The sequence below is a fragment of the Streptomyces sp. MA5143a genome, from assembly GCF_900290235.1.
Classification (GTDB): domain Bacteria; phylum Actinomycetota; class Actinomycetes; order Streptomycetales; family Streptomycetaceae; genus Streptomyces.
Window position 1 is genome coordinate 62,030 of the sequence record NZ_OLMK01000013.1, and the last position, 16,595, is coordinate 78,624.

The window sequence follows — 16,595 nt, forward strand, 5'->3', positions numbered from 1 at the left end:
GGCCAACGCACGGGCTCCCCAGGGGCGTGACACCGGTGGGGAGCGCCATGGTCGGACGCTAAGCGGAATGTGGCGTACCTGTCTGCGGGGGACCCCTCGGCGGGGCGTCGCCCCTCCCCTCCCCCACCCCCCTCTACATCAGCGGTGTCAGGAAGCGGCGCAGGGTCTCCTCGTAGTGGGCCGGGTCGGCGTTCCACATGGCGCCGTGGGGGGCCTGGCGTACGGCGCTCAGGGTGACGCGGCCGGAGTGGTGGGCGGCGAGCCGGCGGGAGGCGTCCCAGGGGGCGACGACGTCGTCCGGGCCGTGGAAGATCAGTGCCGGTACCGGGAAGCGCGCCGGTTCGACCGGCGCCGCGCCGCCCAGTCCCGTGCGGCCCTGGGCGGCGCGGACGGCGAGGGGCAGCAGGGCGCCCGGGGTGCGGCGGGCGGCGGCGAGGGCGCGCAGGGTGGCCGTCCAGTCCAGGACCGGCGAGTCCAGGACGAGTCCGGCGACGCGGTCGCGCAGCCCGGAGCGGACGGCGGCGCGCAGCGCCATGGTGGCGCCGGTGGACCAGCCGTGCAGGACGACCTTCTGCGCGCCGAACCGGACGGCGTGGTGGATGGCCGCGTCGACGTCGCGCCACTCGGTCTCCCCGAGGTGGCTCAGACCGTCCGGGGGGCGGGGTGCGCCGATGTCGCCGCGGTAGGCGAGGTCGAGCACCGGGAAGCCGTGACGGTGCAGGAAACCCATGACGTTCATGGGGTGTTCGCGGGTGCCGCCCAGGCCGTGCACGGCGATCACCCAGGTGCTCCGGGCCCCGGGCACGAACCAGGCGGGCAGGGTGCCCAGCTCGCCGGGCACCTCGACGTCGGTGTGGTCGAGGCCGAGGGCGGTGCGCGGGTCGCCGACGTGGGTGTTGGGCGTGAACCACACCTTGTCGCCCGGCTCCAGGGTGCCGTTGCTGACGCGTTCCAGGCGGCGCACGATCGCGTCGGGGGCGTGCGGCACACCGTTCACCACGGAGCCGACGACAGCGTGGGCGCCGGCTCCGGTGAGGCCGTAGGTGCCGGGACGCTGGGAGGCGAAGGCCCTGGTCAGGGTGATGCGGCCGGCCGCGGTGGAGTGCACGGTCAGCCGGGGCTCGGTGGGCAGGGGTCTGCCCGACGTGGCCTTCAGCGCGGCATCGCTGGCCAGTCGGCCGGCGGCGACACTGGCCGCCCCGGCCGCGAACGCGACCCCGACGGCCGCGGCTGCTGCTCTCACTGCGCGCACGCCTCCAGTGTCCTGGCCGACCCCGTCCGCGGCCAGTGGGCGAGGTCCCGGAGCATGCGGCCGGGTGGTGGCCGGCCGGAAGGTTGCCGGCCGGAAGGTGACCCGGCCGGATGGTCGACACCCCTCAGGTCGGCTGGCCGTATCCCCGCAGCCGCTCCCCCGCCTCCGCCAGTTGGTCCGGGGTGAGCAGGTGCGGGGTCAGGCCGGGCACCGAGGAGGCCGTCAGCCAGACCCTGCACATCCATTCGAGCTGGGCGGTGCGGTCGAAGGCCTCGGAGAGGCTCCGTCCGTAGGCGATCGTGCCGTGGTTCTGGAGCAGACAGGCCGTGCGGCCGGTCAGGGCACGGAGCATGTTGTCGGCCAGCTCGGGGGTGCCGTAGGTCGCGTAGGGGGCGACGCGGACCGGGCCACCGAGGGCGCCGGACATGTAGTGGATCAGGGGCAGCTCGTCGACGAGGGTCGAGACGGCGGTCGCGTGGACGGCGTGGGTGTGGACCACGGCGCGGGCGTCGGTCGTGGTGTGGATCGCCAGGTGCATGGGCAGTTCGCTGGTCGGCCGGAGGGTGCCCAGGGTCTGGCGGCCCGCGAGGTCGACGCCGGTCACGTCGCCGGGGGTGAGGCGGTCGTAGGGAACACCCGTCGGGGTGACCAGGACGGTGTCGCCGACCCGTACGGAGACATTGCCGGACGTGCCGACGACCAGACCGTCGGCCACCGTCCTGCGGGCCGTGGCGACCAGTTCGTCCCAGGCCCGCGCGATGTCGTCGGAGGCCGCCTCGGGCGGCCCGCCCTCCGTGTGCCGTGGGTCCCCACCCGCGTCCCGCGGGTCCCGCGCGTTCCAGCTCTGCTCAGCCATGCCGCGATCCTGCCAGGAGGCCGGCCCCCGAGCGGACCTCCGCGACAGCGGGCGGGCTTCGCATACAACCCGTGCGGCGAGTGGAGGGAGACCGGTGCCGCCGCGTGACCGGAATCCGTTCACCGGCTCCGCGGGCCCGGCCCCGGGCGTTCACCCGGCGTCGGCACGGGTCAGGCTCGGAGGCCAGGGCTCCGTTTCAGTTCGAGGGAATCGGGGAAGGCGCGCCCTCGGCCCGCCCGAGGACGCCTCGGTCGACACAAACGGAACCTCGACAACCCGATCGCTACACCCATCGGTACTCCCGAGTTCATCTTCCGTTCACCCAGGTTGCCTACGGTCCATGTGCCACTGACATCCAAAAGAAGCTCGGGTAAATGGAAAACTTCTCGCTGATCCTCGCGATCGTGGTCATCACCGCGCTCGCGTTCGATTTTACGAACGGTTTCCACGACACCGCCAACGCGATGGCCACCACCATCTCGACCGGCGCCATGAAGCCCAAGGTCGCGGTGGCCATGTCCGCCGTGCTCAACCTTGTCGGCGCGTTCCTTTCCATCGAGGTCGCCAACACCATTTCCAAGGGACTCGTCGACGAGTCCGGGATCCAGCCAGAGGTCATCTTCGCGGCGCTCGTGGGCGCCATCCTCTGGAACCTGCTGACCTGGCTGGTGGGACTCCCCTCCAGTTCCTCGCACGCCCTGATGGGCGGCCTGATCGGTGCCACGATCGCCTCGGTCGGCACGGGCGCCGTGCACGGGGACGTGCTCGTCACCAAGGTGCTGATCCCCGCCGTCGCGGCCCCGCTGGTCGCCGGCGTCGCGGCGATGTTCGCCACGCGGTTGACGTACAAGCTCGGGCAGCACACGAGTGAGAAGGCCGCCGGCAAGGGCTACCGCGCCGGTCAGATCGCCTCCGCCGGCCTGGTCTCGCTGGCCCACGGCACGAACGACGCCCAGAAGACGATGGGCATCATCACCCTGGCCCTGGTCGCCGGCGGCGCTCTCGCGCCGGACTCCGACCCGCCGGTCTGGGTCATCGTCTCCGCCGGTATGGCCATCGCTCTCGGCACCTACCTGGGCGGCTGGCGCATCATCCGCACCATGGGCAAGGGCCTGACCGACCTCCAGCCGCAGCAGGGCTTCGCCGCCCAGACCAGCGCGGCGACGGTCATCCTGGCCTCCTCGCACCTGGGCTTCTCCCTCTCCACCACGCACTCGGTCTCCGGTGCGGTCATGGGCGCGGGCCTGGGCCGCAAGGGCGGCGTGGTGCGCTGGTCCACCGCCACCCGGATGTTCGTGGCGTGGGGCCTGACCCTGCCGGCCGCGGCGCTCGTCGCCGCGCTCGCCGAGTGGGTGACGTCCCACGGCACGTGGGGCACGGCCGTCGTCGCGGTCTTCCTCATCGCCTCCAGCGCCGCGATCTGGGTGATCTCGCGCCGTGAGGTGGTCGACCACACCAACGTGAACGACTCCGAGGAGCCCCCGGGCGTGGTGACCACGGCCATCGCCGCGGTGACCCCGCCGCCGACCGCCGCCGTGGCCGAGGAGCTCGCGGCGACGATCCCGGCCCCCGCGGCCGCGACGGCCGGCGCCGAGACCCCGACCGGCCCTTCCACCCCCACACCGGCCGTCTGAGCCGGCGCCCTAGGAAGACACCACCATGCACATCGACTGGGCAGCACTCGGCTCCGTCTTCGGAGTCAGCCTCGTGGTCACCGTGGCCCTCGTCGGCCTGTTCACCCTGGGGATCGTCGGCCTCTCCAAGCGGGAGACGGCGACCGCCTCCGGCGGCTCGGCCGCCCTCGCCACGACAGCGGCGTACGCCTGCTTCGCGGCGTGCGCGGCGGCGGTGGGCTACGGGATCTACCTGATCATGGCCTGAGTTCACGGGTCCCCTCCTCCCGCAGGACACCACGACAACCCCCTGCGCCGGTCACCCCGGCGCGGGGGGTTCGTCGTCCTCATTCACGGCGTCCGGTGACCGGGGTTCAGGCCCCACCAGAGGCCCGCTCCCGTGGCGACGAGGGTCGTCACCGCCATCCAGACGACGGCCCGCGCCTCCGCCCCCGGCACCCACAGCGAGGCGAGGGCGCCGACGCCGACGGCGAGCACGCCCGCCACCGTGCTGAACAGCACCAGCGGGGCGGCGGCCGTCACCAGCGTCCGCCGGTCCCCCGACGCCCCCGTGCGCGCCTGCGCGGCCGTCTCGGTCCGGTCCTCCATCGCGTGCACCTCCCGTCCCCCGGACGGGTCTTCACGAGCCGTCCGCTCCCCGGTCCCCCATGCCCGCCAGAAAACCACGGCACGCCATGTGACGGAAGAAGAACAGAGCGTTCCGACACCTGTTCGAGCACACACGGGGTGGGGGCGCCGGGATGGAGCACGGAAAGCGCCGATTCGGGCGGCTGACGCCGTTTCAGCGGTGTGGGGCTCAGCACACCGCTGCGCCGCAGGTCAACAGCAAGTTGACGGGTCTTCCGGGACCGTGGTGGACTGCCGGGGCCATCCACGACGGCAGGAGAGGAAGCCGGTGCGAGTCCGGCGCGGTCCCGCCACTGTCACCGGGGAAGAACCTTCCCCGGGAGCCAGGAACTCTCGTCGTCGGTCTCGTCGAACCAGGGCGTGGACACCCTGAGTGAGGACATATCGCCATGCGCGGCTGCCATGTGAGACTCAGCATCCGGTCCTTGCCCGACCCCGCGATCGGCTGAACGCGTGCGTGCCGATCGCGTCTTCGCGTACGGCGCCACCGCCGGACTCCTCGGTGACCTGCTGCTCGGCGATCCCCGCCGGGGGCATCCCGTCGCCGTGTTCGGACGGGCCGCGGCCGCCGTGGAGCGGGTGTTGTGGCGGGACCACCGAGGGTGGGGCGCGCTGCACACCGTGGTGTGCGCCGGAGGCGCCGTGGCGCTGGGGGCGGTGGCCGCGGCTGCGGCACGGCCGTCCCGTGCGGCGTCCGTCGCGTTGACCGGCGCGGCCACCTGGGCCGTCGTCGGGGGCACCTCCCTCGCGCGGGAGGCGCGCGCCGTGGGGCGGGCGTTGGAGGCCAGCGACGTCGAGGGCGCGCGGGACCGGTTGCCGCATCTGTGCGGACGGGACCCGCAGGCGCTGGACGCGGACGGGATCGCGCGGGCCGTGGTCGAGTCCGTCGCCGAGAACACCTCGGACGCCGTGGTCGGGGCGCTGGTGTGGGGGGCGTTGGGCGGTGTGCCCGGGCTGCTCGGGTTCCGCGCCGTCAACACGCTGGACGCCATGGTCGGGCACAAGTCGCCGCGCCACCGGCGGTACGGGTGGGCGTCCGCCCGCCTCGACGACGTGGCGGGGTGGCCGGGGGCCCGGCTAACCGCCCTGCTGGCCGCCGCGGCCGGCGGGGACGCCCGAGGAGCCGTACGGGCCTGGCGGGCGGACGCGCGGAAGCATCCGAGCCCCAACGCGGGGCCCGTGGAGGCGTCGTTCGCCGGGGCGCTCGGCGTCCGGCTGGGAGGCACCTTGTCGTACGGGGGGCGGGTCGAGCACCGGCCCGTGCTGAACACGGAGGGGCGGGCCGTCACCGTGGGGGACATCGAGCGGGCCGTGCGGCTGTCACGGCGCGTGAACTGGCTGGCGCTCGGCGTCAGCGCGGGCGCGTCGCTGCTGCGAAGCCGCGTCACACGGGGCAGGGCACGGGAGTTCACGGGAGGCCGCTCCCAGCGGTCGAGGGGGGCGTCATGACGGGCGGCGGACTGCTGGTCGCCGGCACCACCTCCGACGCCGGCAAGAGCGTCGTCACCGCCGGGATCTGCCGGTGGCTGGTCCGACAGGGCGTCAGGGTCGCGCCGTTCAAGGCGCAGAACATGTCCCTCAACTCGTTCGTGACGAGGGAGGGCGCCGAGATCGGGCGGGCCCAGGCCATGCAGGCGCAGGCCTGCCGGGTGGAGCCGACGGCGCTGATGAACCCGGTGCTGCTCAAGCCCGGCGGGGAGCAGAGCAGCCAGGTCGTGCTGCTCGGCAAGCCGGTCGGGGAGTTGAGCGCGCGGGGCTACCACGGGGGACGGCAGCAGCGGCTGCTGGGCACCGTGCTCGACTGTCTTGCCGAGTTGCGGGGCACGTATGACGCGGTGATCTGTGAAGGGGCTGGGAGTCCCGCCGAGATCAATCTCCGGCGGACCGACATCGTCAACATGGGGATCGCCCGCAACGCCGGGCTCCCCGTGCTCGTCGTCGGCGACATCGACCGTGGTGGTGTGTTCGCCTCGTTCTTCGGGACGGTGGCGCTGCTGTCGCCCGAGGACCAGGCGCACATCGCCGGGTTCCTCGTCAACAAGTTCCGCGGGGACGTCTCCCTGCTGGAGCCGGGGCTCGACATGCTGCACGGGCTGACGGGGCGTCGGACGTACGGGGTGCTGCCCTTCCGGCACGGTCTCGGCATCGACGAGGAGGACGGCCTGCGCGTGTCCCTGCGCGGGACGGTCCGCGAGTCGAACGTGTCGCCGCCCGTCGGGGAGGACGTGCTGCGGGTCGCCGTCTGCGCGATCCCCCTCATGTCGAACTTCACCGACGTGGACGCGCTCGCCGCCGAACCCGGTGTCGTGGTGCGGTTCGTGGACCGGCCCGAGGAACTGGCCGACGCGGACCTCGTCGTCGTCCCCGGCACCCGGGGCACGGTACGGGCGCTGGACTGGCTGCACGAGCGGGGCCTGGCCGACGCCCTGCGGAGCAGGGCCGCCGAGCACCGGCCCGTGCTCGGCATCTGCGGCGGCTTCCAGGTCCTCGGCGAGCACATCGAGGACGACGTCGAGAGCCGGCGGGGACACGTCGAGGGGCTCGGGATCCTGCCCGTACGGGTGCGGTTCGCGCGGGAGAAGACCCTCACGCGCCCGGAGGGCGAGGCCCTCGGGGAGCACGTCACGGGGTACGAGATCCATCACGGGGTCGCCGAGGTCGACGGGGGCGAAGCGTTCATCTCTGATGACCATGGACACAGCCTGGACGGCTGCCGGGTCGGTCAGACCTGGGGCACGCACTGGCACGGGTCGCTGGAGTCGGACGGTTTCCGGCGGGCCTTCCTGCGCGAGGTGGCGGCCGCCGCGGGCCGTCGTTTCGTGCCGGCCGCCGACACGTCGTTCGCCGCGCTGCGCGAGGAGCAGCTGGACCGGCTCGGCGATCTGATCGAGGAACACGCGGACACGGACGCGCTGTGGCGGCTCATCGAGTCGGGCGCGCCGCAAGGACTGCCTTTCATTCCACCGGGAGCGCCCGCATGAGCACTGGCACTGTGTTGTTGTTGTCGACCGCCGACACGGATCTGCTGGCGGCCCGGGCCGCCACCGGCGTCTCGTACCGGATCGGCAACCCGACCCGCGTCGACGTGGGGGACGAGCTGCCCGCTCTCCTCGACGGCGCGGACATCGCCGTCGTACGGCTGCTGGGCGGCAAGCGGGCCTGGGAGGACGGGCTCGCCGCGCTGAGGGCCGCCGGGATCCCGACCGTGCTGCTCGGCGGTGAGGCCGTACCGGACGCCGAGCTGATGGCCGAGTCGTCGGTGCCGGCCGGTGTGGTCGCGGAGGCCCTCAAGTACCTCGTGGAAGGCGGGCCCGACAACCTCACCGAGCTGGCCCGGTTCCTGTCCGACACCGTGCTGCTGACCGGCGAGGGGTTCGTCGAGCCGCGGAAGATGCCCGAGTACGGCCCGCACGGGGAGCGCCCGCTCGTCGAGGGACGGCCCACGGTCGGGGTGCTCTTCTACCGGGCGCACGAGCTGAGCGGCAACACCGCGTTCGTCGACACCCTGTGCGACGCGATCGAGGCGAAGGGCGCCAACGCGCTTCCCGTGTACTGCGGGTCGCTGCGCGGCGCCGACGCCGGGCTGTACGAGCTGCTCGCGGGGGCGGACGCGCTGGTCGCCACCGTCCTCGCCGCCGGCGGTACGCACGCCTCCGAGGCGTCGGCCGGCGGCGACGAGGAGGCCTGGGACATCGGCGCGCTCGCCGAGCTGAACATCCCCGTCCTCCAGGGCCTGTGCCTGACCTCGTCGCACGCCGCGTGGGACGCCTCGGACGCCGCCCTCTCCCCCATGGACGCGGCGATGCAGGTCGCGATCCCCGAGTTCGACGGACGGCTCATCACGGTGCCGTTCTCGTTCAAGGAGCAGGGTCCGGACGACGTGCCGGTGTACGTCGCCGACCCCGAGCGGGCCGCGCGCGTCGCCGGGATCGCCGTGCGGCACGCGGCGTTGAGGCACAAGCCGAACGCGGAGAAGAAGCTCGCGCTGGTCTTCACCGCCTACCCGACCAAGCACTCGCGCGTCGGCAACGCGGTGGGCCTCGACACGCCCGCCTCGGCGGTGCGGGTCCTCGACGCCCTCAAGGCGGCCGGGTACGGGGTCACCGCGTACCCCGACAACGGCGACGAGCTGATCCACCGGCTCATCGAGGCCGGCGGCCACGACGTGGAGTGGCTGACGGAGGAGCAGCTGGCGTCCGCGCCCGCGCGGGTGCCGCTCGCCGACTACCGGGCCTGGTTCGACAAGCTGGACCCGGAGCTGCGGGACGGCATGCTCGATGCGTGGGGCGAGCCGCCGGGCTCGCTGTACGTGGACGGGGACGACATCGTCCTCGCCTCCCATCAGTTCGGGAACGTCGTCGTGATGATCCAGCCGCCGCGCGGCTTCGGGGAGAACCCGATCGCGATCTACCACGACCCCGACATGCCGCCGTCGCACCACTACATGGCCGCCTACCGGTGGCTGGAGAACAGTTTCGGCGCCGACGCGATCGTGCACATGGGCAAGCACGGCACGATGGAGTGGCTGCCCGGCAAGGGCCTCGGGCTGAGCGGGGGCTGTGCCCCGGACGCCGTGCTCGGCGATCTCCCGCTCGTCTACCCGTTCATCGTCAACGACCCCGGTGAGGGCACCCAGGCCAAGCGGCGCGGGCACGCCACCGTCGTCGACCACCTCGTACCGCCCATGGCGCGCGCCGACACCTACGGCGACCTGGCGAAGCTGGAGCAGCTGCTCGACGAGTACGCGCTGGTGTCCGACCTGGACCCGGCGAAGGCGCCGGCGGTGCGGGCGCAGATCTGGACGCTGGTGAAGGCGGCCGAGCTCCACCACGACCTGCGTGTGGACGAGCAGCCGGGCGACGACGACTTCGACGAGTTCGTCATGCACATCGACGGCTACCTCTGCGAGATCAAGGACGTGCAGATCCGCGACGGTCTGCACATCCTCGGCGGCGGCCCGGTCGGTGAGCCGCGCGTCAACCTGGTGCTGGCGGTGCTGCGCGCCTCCCAGGTGTGGGGCGGGCAGGCCAACGCGCTGCCGGGGCTGCGGGCGTCGCTGGCCGCTCACTTCGGCCTGGTCGAGAAGGAGTTGCTGGCAGAGCCGGGCGCTCCGGTGAAGGTCCCGGTCGAGCTGAGCGACCTGGTGGAGGGCCCCGCCCGTACCGCCGCCGACGCCGTCGACCTCCTGGAGCAGCTGTGCCGGCGGGTCGCGGAGGGCATGGAGGCTCGCGACTGGGACGTCGCGGTCGTCCCCGCTCTGGTGCGCGGTGTGCTCGGCACCGAACTGCCGGACGCGGTCGCGGTGCTGGAGTTCGCGTGCCGGGAGGTCGTGCCGCGGCTCGCCCGCACCACCGACGAGATCGGGCACATCCTCAAGGCCCTCGACGGCGGTTACGTCCCGGCGGGCCCGTCCGGTTCGCCGACGCGCGGCCTGGTCAACGTCCTGCCGACCGGCCGCAACTTCTACTCCGTCGACCCCAAGGCCATCCCGTCCCGGCTCAGCTGGGAGGTCGGGCAGTCGCTCGCCGACTCACTGGTGCAGCGGTACCTGGCCGACACCGGGGAGTACCCGAAGTCCGTCGGCCTGACGGTGTGGGGCACGTCCGCGATGCGCACCCAGGGCGACGACATCGCCGAGATCCTGGCGCTGCTGGGCTGCCGTCCGGTGTGGGACGACGCGTCGCGCCGGGTGACCGGGTTCGACATCGTGCCGCTCGCGGAGCTGGGCCGGCCGCGCATCGACGTCACGGTGCGCATCTCCGGGTTCTTCCGGGACGCGTTCCCGCACGTCGTCGGACTGATCGACGACGCGGTGCGGGCCGTGGCCGACCTGGACGAGCCCGCCGACCAGAACTTCGTGAAGGCGCACGCCGACGAGGACACCGCCGAGCACGGTGACCGGCGGCGGGCCACGGCCCGGGTCTTCGGCTCCAAGCCGGGCGCGTACGGCGCCGGGCTGCTGCCGCTGATCGACGCCCGCAACTGGCGCTCCGACGCCGACCTCGCCGAGGTGTACGCCGTCTGGGGCGGCTACGCGTACGGGCGCGGCCTCGACGGGCGGGCGGCGCGCGGCGACATGGAGACGGCGTTCAAGCGGATCGCGGTGGCGGCGAAGAACGTCGACACCCGCGAGCACGACCTCGTCGACGCCGACGACTACTTCCAGTACCACGGCGGCATGGTCGCCATGGTGCGCCATCTGACGGGCGCCTCCCCCGAGGCGTACGTGGGCGACTCGGCGACGCCGGACCAGGTGAAGACGCGCACGCTCGGCGAGGAGACGCACCGGGTGTTCCGCGCCCGCGTGGTCAACCCGCGCTGGATGGCGGCCATGCGGCGGCACGGCTACAAGGGCGCCTTCGAGATGGCGGCGACCGTCGACTACCTCTTCGGGTACGACGCGACGGCGGGCGTCGTCGACGACTGGATGTACGAGAAGCTCAGCGCGGAGTACGTCTTCGACGCGGAGAACCGGGACTTCATGAAGAAGTCCAACCCGTGGGCGCTGCGCGGGATCACCGAGCGGCTGCTGGAGGCCGCCGACCGAGGTCTGTGGGCCGAGCCGGACGCCGACACGCTGGAACGGCTGCGGGCTACCTACCTGGAGCTGGAAGGCGACCTGGAGGGCGACGACAAGTGAGTGTTCCGTTTCCGTTCACGGCCGTCGTCGGACAGGACGACCTGCGGCTCGCGCTGCTGCTGAACGCCGTGTCCCCGGCGGTCGGCGGGGTGCTGGTGCGCGGCGAGAAGGGCACCGCGAAGAGCACCGCCGTGCGGGCGTTGTCGGCGCTGCTGCCGGAGGTGGACGTCGTCGCCGGGTGCCGTTTCTCCTGTGACCCCGCGAAGCCGGACCCGGCGTGCCCGGACGGGCCGCACGAGCCGGGGCCGGGCACCAGCCGTCCCTCCCGGATGGTCGAGCTGCCCGTCGGTGCCTCCGAGGACCGGCTGGTGGGCGCCCTCGACATCGAGCGGGCGCTCGCGGAGGGCGTGAAGGCGTTCGAGCCGGGCCTCCTCGCCGACGCCCACCGGGGGATCCTCTACGTCGACGAGGTCAACCTCCTCCACGACCACCTCGTCGACCTGCTGCTGGACGCGGCGGCGATGGGTGCCTCGTACGTGGAGCGCGAGGGTGTCTCCGTACGGCACGCGGCGCGATTCCTGCTCGTCGGGACCATGAACCCGGAGGAGGGCGAGCTGCGGCCGCAGCTCCTCGACCGGTTCGGGCTGACCGTCGAGGTGGCCGCCTCGCGGGAGCCCGACCAGCGGGTGGAGGTCGTCCGGCGCCGGCTCGCCTACGACGACGACCCGGCCGGGTTCGCCGCCCGCTGGGCGGACGAGGAGGCGGCGGTACGGCGACGGATCGTCGCCGCGCGGGAGTTGCTGCCGTCGGTGCGGCTGGGCGACGGGGCGCTCAGGCAGATCGCGGCGACCTGCGCGGCCTTCGAGGTGGACGGCATGCGGGCCGACATCGTCATGGCCCGGACGGCGACCGCGCTGGCCGCGTGGGCCGGACGGACCGACGTGCTCGCGGAGGACGTACGGCAGGCGGCGCTGCTGGCGCTGCCGCACCGGCGGCGCCGCAACCCGTTCGACGCGCCGGGCCTGGACGAGGACAAGCTCGACGAGACGCTGGAGGAGTTCGGCGGGTCGTCCGAGGACGAGGACCCGGACCCCGATCCCGGCCCGGACGGGCCCGGCGGTGGCGGGCAGCCGCCGTCGTCGGACCCGGAGGGGCCCGAGGGCGGGGACACCGGCGCGCGGCCCGAGGCCGGGGAGGGCGGGGAGCCGCAGCCCTCCGGCGCGGGTGCGGGCGAGCAGTCCGCCGTACGGGCCGCCGAGCCGTTCCGGACGAAGGTGCTGAGCGTGCCGGGCCTGGGTGAGGGCGCCGCCGGGCGGCGTTCACGGGCCCGGACCGAGCACGGGCGCACCACCGGGGCGCGCCGGCCGCGCGGCACGCTGACCAAGCTGCACCTGGCCGCCACGGTCCAGGCCGCAGCGCCGCACCAGCGGGCGCGCGGGCGCTCCGGTCCGGGGCTCGTCGTACGGCGGGACGATCTGCGGCAGGCGACCCGTGAGGGGCGCGAGGGGAACCTCGTGCTGTTCGTCGTCGACGCCTCCGGGTCGATGGCGGCACGGCAGCGGATGAGCGCCGTGAAGGGCGCCGTGCTGTCGCTGCTGCTGGACGCGTACCAGCGGCGGGACAAGGTGGGTCTGGTGACGTTCCGGGGATCGGCGGCGGAGGTGGCGCTGCCTCCGACGTCGTCCGTGGACGCCGCCGCGGCCCGGCTGGAGTCGCTGCCCACGGGCGGGCGGACGCCGCTGGCAGCAGGATTGCTGCGGGCCCACGAGGTGCTGCGCGTGGAGCGGCTGCGGGACCCGGCGCGGCGGGCGCTGGTCGTGCTGGTGACCGACGGGCGCGCCACGGGCGGGCCCGAGCCGGTGGCGCTGGCGGGGCGGGCGGCCCGGCTGTTCGCGGCCGAGGGTGTCGCCTCCGTGGTGGTGGACTGTGAGTCGGGGCCGGTGCGGCTGGGGCTCGCCGGGCAGCTCGCGGGTGAGCTGGGCGGTACGGCCGTGACGCTGGACGAGCTGCGGGCGGACTCCATCGCCGGGCTGGTCAGGGATGTGCAGGGGACTTCGAGGAGGGCCGCGTAATGCCGCAGGGACAGCCGAGTGTGGTGCCGGACGACGGGCTGACGACACGGCAGCGGCGCAACCGGCCGCTCGTCGTCGTGCACACGGGCATCGGGAAGGGCAAGTCCACCGCCGCGTTCGGGCTGGCGCTGCGGGCCTGGAACCAGGGCTGGCCGATCGGGGTGTTCCAGTTCGTCAAGTCGGCGAAGTGGAAGGTCGGCGAGGAGAACGCGCTACGGGTGCTGGGCGCCAGCGGTGAGGGCGGCTCCGTCGACTGGCACAAGATGGGCGAGGGCTGGTCCTGGGTCCAGCGCGACGCGCAGATGGACAACGAGGAGAAGGCCCGCGAGGGCTGGGAGCAGGTCAAGCGGGACCTGGCGGCCGAGACGTACAAGCTGTACGTGCTCGACGAGTTCGCGTACCCCATGCACTGGGGGTGGGTCGACACCGACGAGGTCATCGACGTGCTGCGCGACCGGCCGGGGACCCAGCACGTGGTCATCACCGGGCGGAACGCGCCGGAGAAGCTGATCGACTTCGCGGACCTCGTGACCGACATGTCGAAGGTGAAGCACCCCATGGACGCGGGCCAGAAGGGCCAGCGGGGCATCGAGTGGTGATGTCGTCGTGAACTCCTCGTCGTCCGTCCCCCGGCTGGTCGTCGCCGCGCCCTCCTCGGGCAGCGGCAAGACCACCGTCGCCACGGGGTTGATGGCCGCGCTCACCGCGCGGGGGCTCGCCGTGTCCCCGCACAAGGTGGGGCCGGACTACATCGACCCCGGCTATCACGCGCTCGCGAGCGGGCGGGTGGGCCGCAACCTCGACGCGTACCTGTGCGGGCCGGAGCTGCTCGCGCCGCTGTTCGCGCACGGGGCGCGGGGGTGCGACCTCGCCGTCGTCGAGGGCGTGATGGGGATGTACGACGGGGCCGCGGGCGAGGGCGAGCTGGCGTCCACCGCGCAGGTGGCCAAGCTGCTGCGGGCGCCGGTGGTGCTGGTCGTCGACGCGTCGTCGCAGTCACGGTCGGTGGCGGCGCTGGTGCACGGCTTCGCGTCCTGGGACCCCGAGGTGCGGATCGGTGGCGTGATCCTCAACAAGGTCGCCTCCGACCGGCACGAGGAGTTGCTGCGGGAGGCGCTGGATTCGGCCGGGGTGCCGGTGCTGGGTGTGCTGCGGCGGGTTGCTCAGGTGGACACGCCGTCCCGCCATCTGGGGCTGGTGCCGGTCGCCGAGCGGCGGTCGGCCGCGGTGGAGGCTGTGGCGGCGATGGGGGCGCAGGTGGCCGCCGGGTGTGATCTGGAGGCGTTGGTGGCGCTCGCGCGGAGCGCCGGGGCGCTGCCGGGCAGGGCGTGGGACGCGGCGCAGGCCCTGGCTTCCTCACCCTCGCCCGACCCGTCCTCGCCCTCGCCCGACCCGTCCTCGCCCTCGCCCGGCCCGTCCTCGGCGCCGGTCGTCGCCGTAGCCGGTGGGCCCGCGTTCACCTTCTCCTACGCCGAGCACGCCGAGCTGCTCACCGCCGCCGGGGCCGAGGTCGTGACCTTCGATCCGCTGCGGGACGAGCGGCTGCCCGAGGGCACCCGGGGGCTGGTCGTCGGGGGTGGGTTTCCCGAGGTGTACGGCGTCGAGCTGTCCGCCAACGAGGCGCTGCGCAAGGAGGTCGCCGAGCTGGCGCTGGGCGGGGCGCCCGTGGCGGCCGAGTGCGCGGGGCTGCTGTATCTGTGCCGGGAGCTGGACGGGCGGCCCATGTGCGGGGTGCTCGACGCCACGGCCCGGATGGACGCGCGGCTGACGCTCGGGTACCGGGACGCCGTGGCCCTCGGCGACAGCGTGCTGGCGCCCGCGGGGACGCGGATACGGGGGCACGAGTTCCACCGGACGGTCGTCGAACCGGGCGCCGGGGCCGCTCCCGCGTGGGGCATCCGCGGCGCTCGGCGGCGGGTCGAAGGTTTTGTACAGCGCGGTGTGCACGCGAGCTATCTGCACACGCACTGGGCGTCCGAGCCCGGTGTCGCCCGTCGGTTCGTGGAGAGGTGCCGGACGTCATGAGCAGCAGGCTGATCGGAGTGGGGGTCGGCCCCGGTGACCCGGAGCTGGTGACCGTCAAGGGCGTGGGCGCGCTGCGGGACGCCGACGTCGTCGTCGTACCCGTCATGGACACCGGGGAGCGGGGGCGCGCCGAGGCGACCGTGCTGCACTACGTGGGCGCGGAGAAGATCGTCCGGGTCGTGTTCGCGCTCAACGAGCGGAACGACCGGGGGCGGCGGGAGGCCGCCTGGGACGCCGCCGGTGAGCGGGTCGCCGAGCTGCTGAAGGCGCACTCCGCCGTCGCGTTCGCCACCGTCGGCGACCCCAACGTGTACTCGACGTTCACCTATCTCGCCCACACCATCGGCGAGCTGGTGCCGGGGACCGTCATCGAGACGGTGCCCGGGATCACCGCGATGCAGGACCTCGCCGCGCGCTCCGGTGCCGTGCTGACGGAGGGGACGGAGCCGCTCACGCTGGTGCCCGTGACGGCGGGGTCGGCCGTGCTGAAGGACGCCCTCGGTGGTCCGGGGACCGTGGTCGCCTACAAGTTCGGGCGGCAGGCGCAGGCCGTCGTCGAGGCGCTGCGGGAGACGGGGCGGCTCCACGACGCCGTGTGGGGGTCCGCGCTGGGCCTTCCCGAGGAGTCGATCCAGGCCGCCGACGCGCTCGACGGCGCCCCCCTGCCATACCTGTCCACGCTGATCGCGCCCGCCCCGCGCGACGGCGGCCGCGGCGGCAAGCTGTGAGCGGAGCCCTCGGGTACGGCCGCTCACTCGGCCACGCCCACCACCAGCCAGATGAACGCCGCCCCGGCGATCGTGCACAGCAGTGTGGAGCGCGCCGGGTGCGCGTGATGGGCCTCGGGGAGGATCTCGGCGGCCGCCAGGTACAGCAGGGCGCCGCCGAAGAAGCCGAGGTAGCAGCCGAGCGGGCCCTCGGGGATCGTGAACAGCAGCGTGGAGGCGGCGCCCAGGACCGGCGCCACCGCGTCCGCGACGAGCATGGTGACCGCCCGGCGGCGGGCGTTGCCGTACACGCTCGTCAGTGTGTACGTGTTGAAGCCGTCCGCGAAGTCGTGGGCGATCACCGCGAGCGCCACGGCGAGGCCCATGCCCTCGCCGACCTGGAAGGCGGCGCCGATGGCGACGCCGTCCATGGCGCTGTGGCCGACCATCGCGGCGGCCGCCGTGAGACCGACCTGCGGGGTGCGCCCGTCGTGCTCCTCCGCGCCGTGCGCCGCCTGACGGGCCGCCAGCAGGCGTTCCACCAGGTGGGCCGCGAGGAACCCGGCGACGAACAGCAGCAGCGCCGCCGGTACGCCGAACACCTCGTCCCCGGCGGCCCCCAGCGCCTCCGGCAGCAGGTCGAGGCCGACCACGCCCAGCATCAGTCCGCCGGCCAGGCCCAGCACCAGGTGACGGCGGTCGGTGACACGCCCGGCCGTCCAGCCGCCGATGAGCGTCATGAGGAACGCGCCGAGCGCCACGAACACCGCCATGGGTCCTTGCTACCGGAAGAGCCGGGCCGCCACCTCGCGGCACCCCGTGACGGCGGCCGACTTCCGGGC

At 73.7% G+C, this 16,595-nt stretch carries 13 protein-coding genes and 1 riboswitch; of the genes, 9 read left to right on the forward strand and 4 right to left on the reverse strand.

What is annotated here, in order from left to right; genetic code table 11:
* Positions 1-133: 133 nt before the first annotated feature.
* Positions 134-1,252 carry an alpha/beta hydrolase family protein gene (locus SMA5143A_RS06675; RefSeq protein ID WP_107461993.1) on the reverse strand — a complete coding sequence of 373 codons (1,119 nt, stop codon included), beginning with the start codon at positions 1,250-1,252 and terminating at the stop codon, positions 134-136.
* A 124-nt stretch (positions 1,253-1,376) separates the two neighbouring features.
* Entirely contained in the window at positions 1,377-2,108 is a 732-nt protein-coding gene (locus tag SMA5143A_RS06680) for a class II aldolase/adducin family protein (protein WP_107461994.1), read from the reverse strand.
* A gap of 374 nt (positions 2,109-2,482) precedes the next feature.
* Between SMA5143A_RS06680 and SMA5143A_RS06685 the strand changes: the two genes are divergently transcribed.
* Positions 2,483-3,742, forward strand: a complete 1,260-nt coding sequence (locus SMA5143A_RS06685) for an inorganic phosphate transporter (protein ID WP_099968686.1) — start codon at positions 2,483-2,485, stop codon at positions 3,740-3,742.
* Positions 3,743-3,767: 25 nt separating this feature from the next.
* Positions 3,768-3,989, forward strand: a complete 222-nt coding sequence (locus SMA5143A_RS06690) for a hypothetical protein (RefSeq protein ID WP_055716385.1) — start codon at positions 3,768-3,770, stop codon at positions 3,987-3,989.
* 83 nt (positions 3,990-4,072) lie between these two features.
* On the opposite strand, the gene SMA5143A_RS06695 is transcribed toward SMA5143A_RS06690, so the two are convergent.
* On the reverse strand, positions 4,073-4,330 hold the full coding sequence (locus SMA5143A_RS06695) for a hypothetical protein (protein WP_107461995.1): 258 nt from the start codon (positions 4,328-4,330) through the stop codon (positions 4,073-4,075).
* Positions 4,331-4,579: 249 nt separating this feature from the next.
* Positions 4,580-4,722: riboswitch (cobalamin riboswitch) on the forward strand.
* 100 nt (positions 4,723-4,822) lie between these two features.
* Between SMA5143A_RS06695 and SMA5143A_RS06700 the strand changes: the two genes are divergently transcribed.
* Genes SMA5143A_RS06700 through cobI form a run of 7 tightly spaced genes read left to right on the forward strand, consistent with a single transcriptional unit; the run spans position 4,823 to position 15,774 of the window.
* Positions 4,823-5,818, forward strand: coding sequence for a cobalamin biosynthesis protein (locus SMA5143A_RS06700; RefSeq protein ID WP_107461996.1), 996 nt, complete (start codon positions 4,823-4,825; stop codon positions 5,816-5,818).
* Entirely contained in the window at positions 5,815-7,350 is a 1,536-nt protein-coding gene (locus tag SMA5143A_RS06705) for a cobyric acid synthase (protein WP_107461997.1), read from the forward strand. The genes SMA5143A_RS06700 and SMA5143A_RS06705 overlap by 4 nt, the downstream gene beginning before the upstream one ends.
* Complete coding sequence (cobN, locus tag SMA5143A_RS06710) at positions 7,347-11,009, forward strand: cobaltochelatase subunit CobN (protein ID WP_107461998.1); 3,663 nt, start codon at positions 7,347-7,349, stop codon at positions 11,007-11,009. The genes SMA5143A_RS06705 and cobN overlap by 4 nt, the downstream gene beginning before the upstream one ends.
* On the forward strand, positions 11,006-13,021 hold the full coding sequence (locus SMA5143A_RS06715; RefSeq protein WP_107461999.1) for a putative cobaltochelatase: 2,016 nt from the start codon (positions 11,006-11,008) through the stop codon (positions 13,019-13,021). The genes cobN and SMA5143A_RS06715 overlap by 4 nt, the downstream gene beginning before the upstream one ends.
* Positions 13,021-13,620, forward strand: coding sequence for a cob(I)yrinic acid a,c-diamide adenosyltransferase (gene cobO, locus SMA5143A_RS06720; RefSeq protein WP_055716379.1), 600 nt, complete (start codon positions 13,021-13,023; stop codon positions 13,618-13,620). The genes SMA5143A_RS06715 and cobO overlap by 1 nt, the downstream gene beginning before the upstream one ends.
* Positions 13,621-13,627: 7 nt before the next feature.
* Positions 13,628-15,046, forward strand: a complete 1,419-nt coding sequence (locus SMA5143A_RS06725; RefSeq protein ID WP_107462000.1) for a cobyrinate a,c-diamide synthase — start codon at positions 13,628-13,630, stop codon at positions 15,044-15,046.
* The gene (gene cobI / locus SMA5143A_RS06730) at positions 15,043-15,774 is read left to right on the forward strand and encodes a precorrin-2 C(20)-methyltransferase (protein WP_107462012.1); all 732 of its coding nucleotides are present in this window, start codon (positions 15,043-15,045) and stop codon (positions 15,772-15,774) included. Before SMA5143A_RS06725 ends, cobI begins: the two co-directional genes overlap by 4 nt.
* Positions 15,775-15,797: 23 nt before the next feature.
* Here cobI and SMA5143A_RS06735 read toward each other — a convergent pair whose 3' ends face one another.
* Complete coding sequence (locus SMA5143A_RS06735; protein WP_107462001.1) at positions 15,798-16,526, reverse strand: ZIP family metal transporter; 729 nt, start codon at positions 16,524-16,526, stop codon at positions 15,798-15,800.
* Between the last annotated feature and the right edge of the window lie 69 nt (positions 16,527-16,595).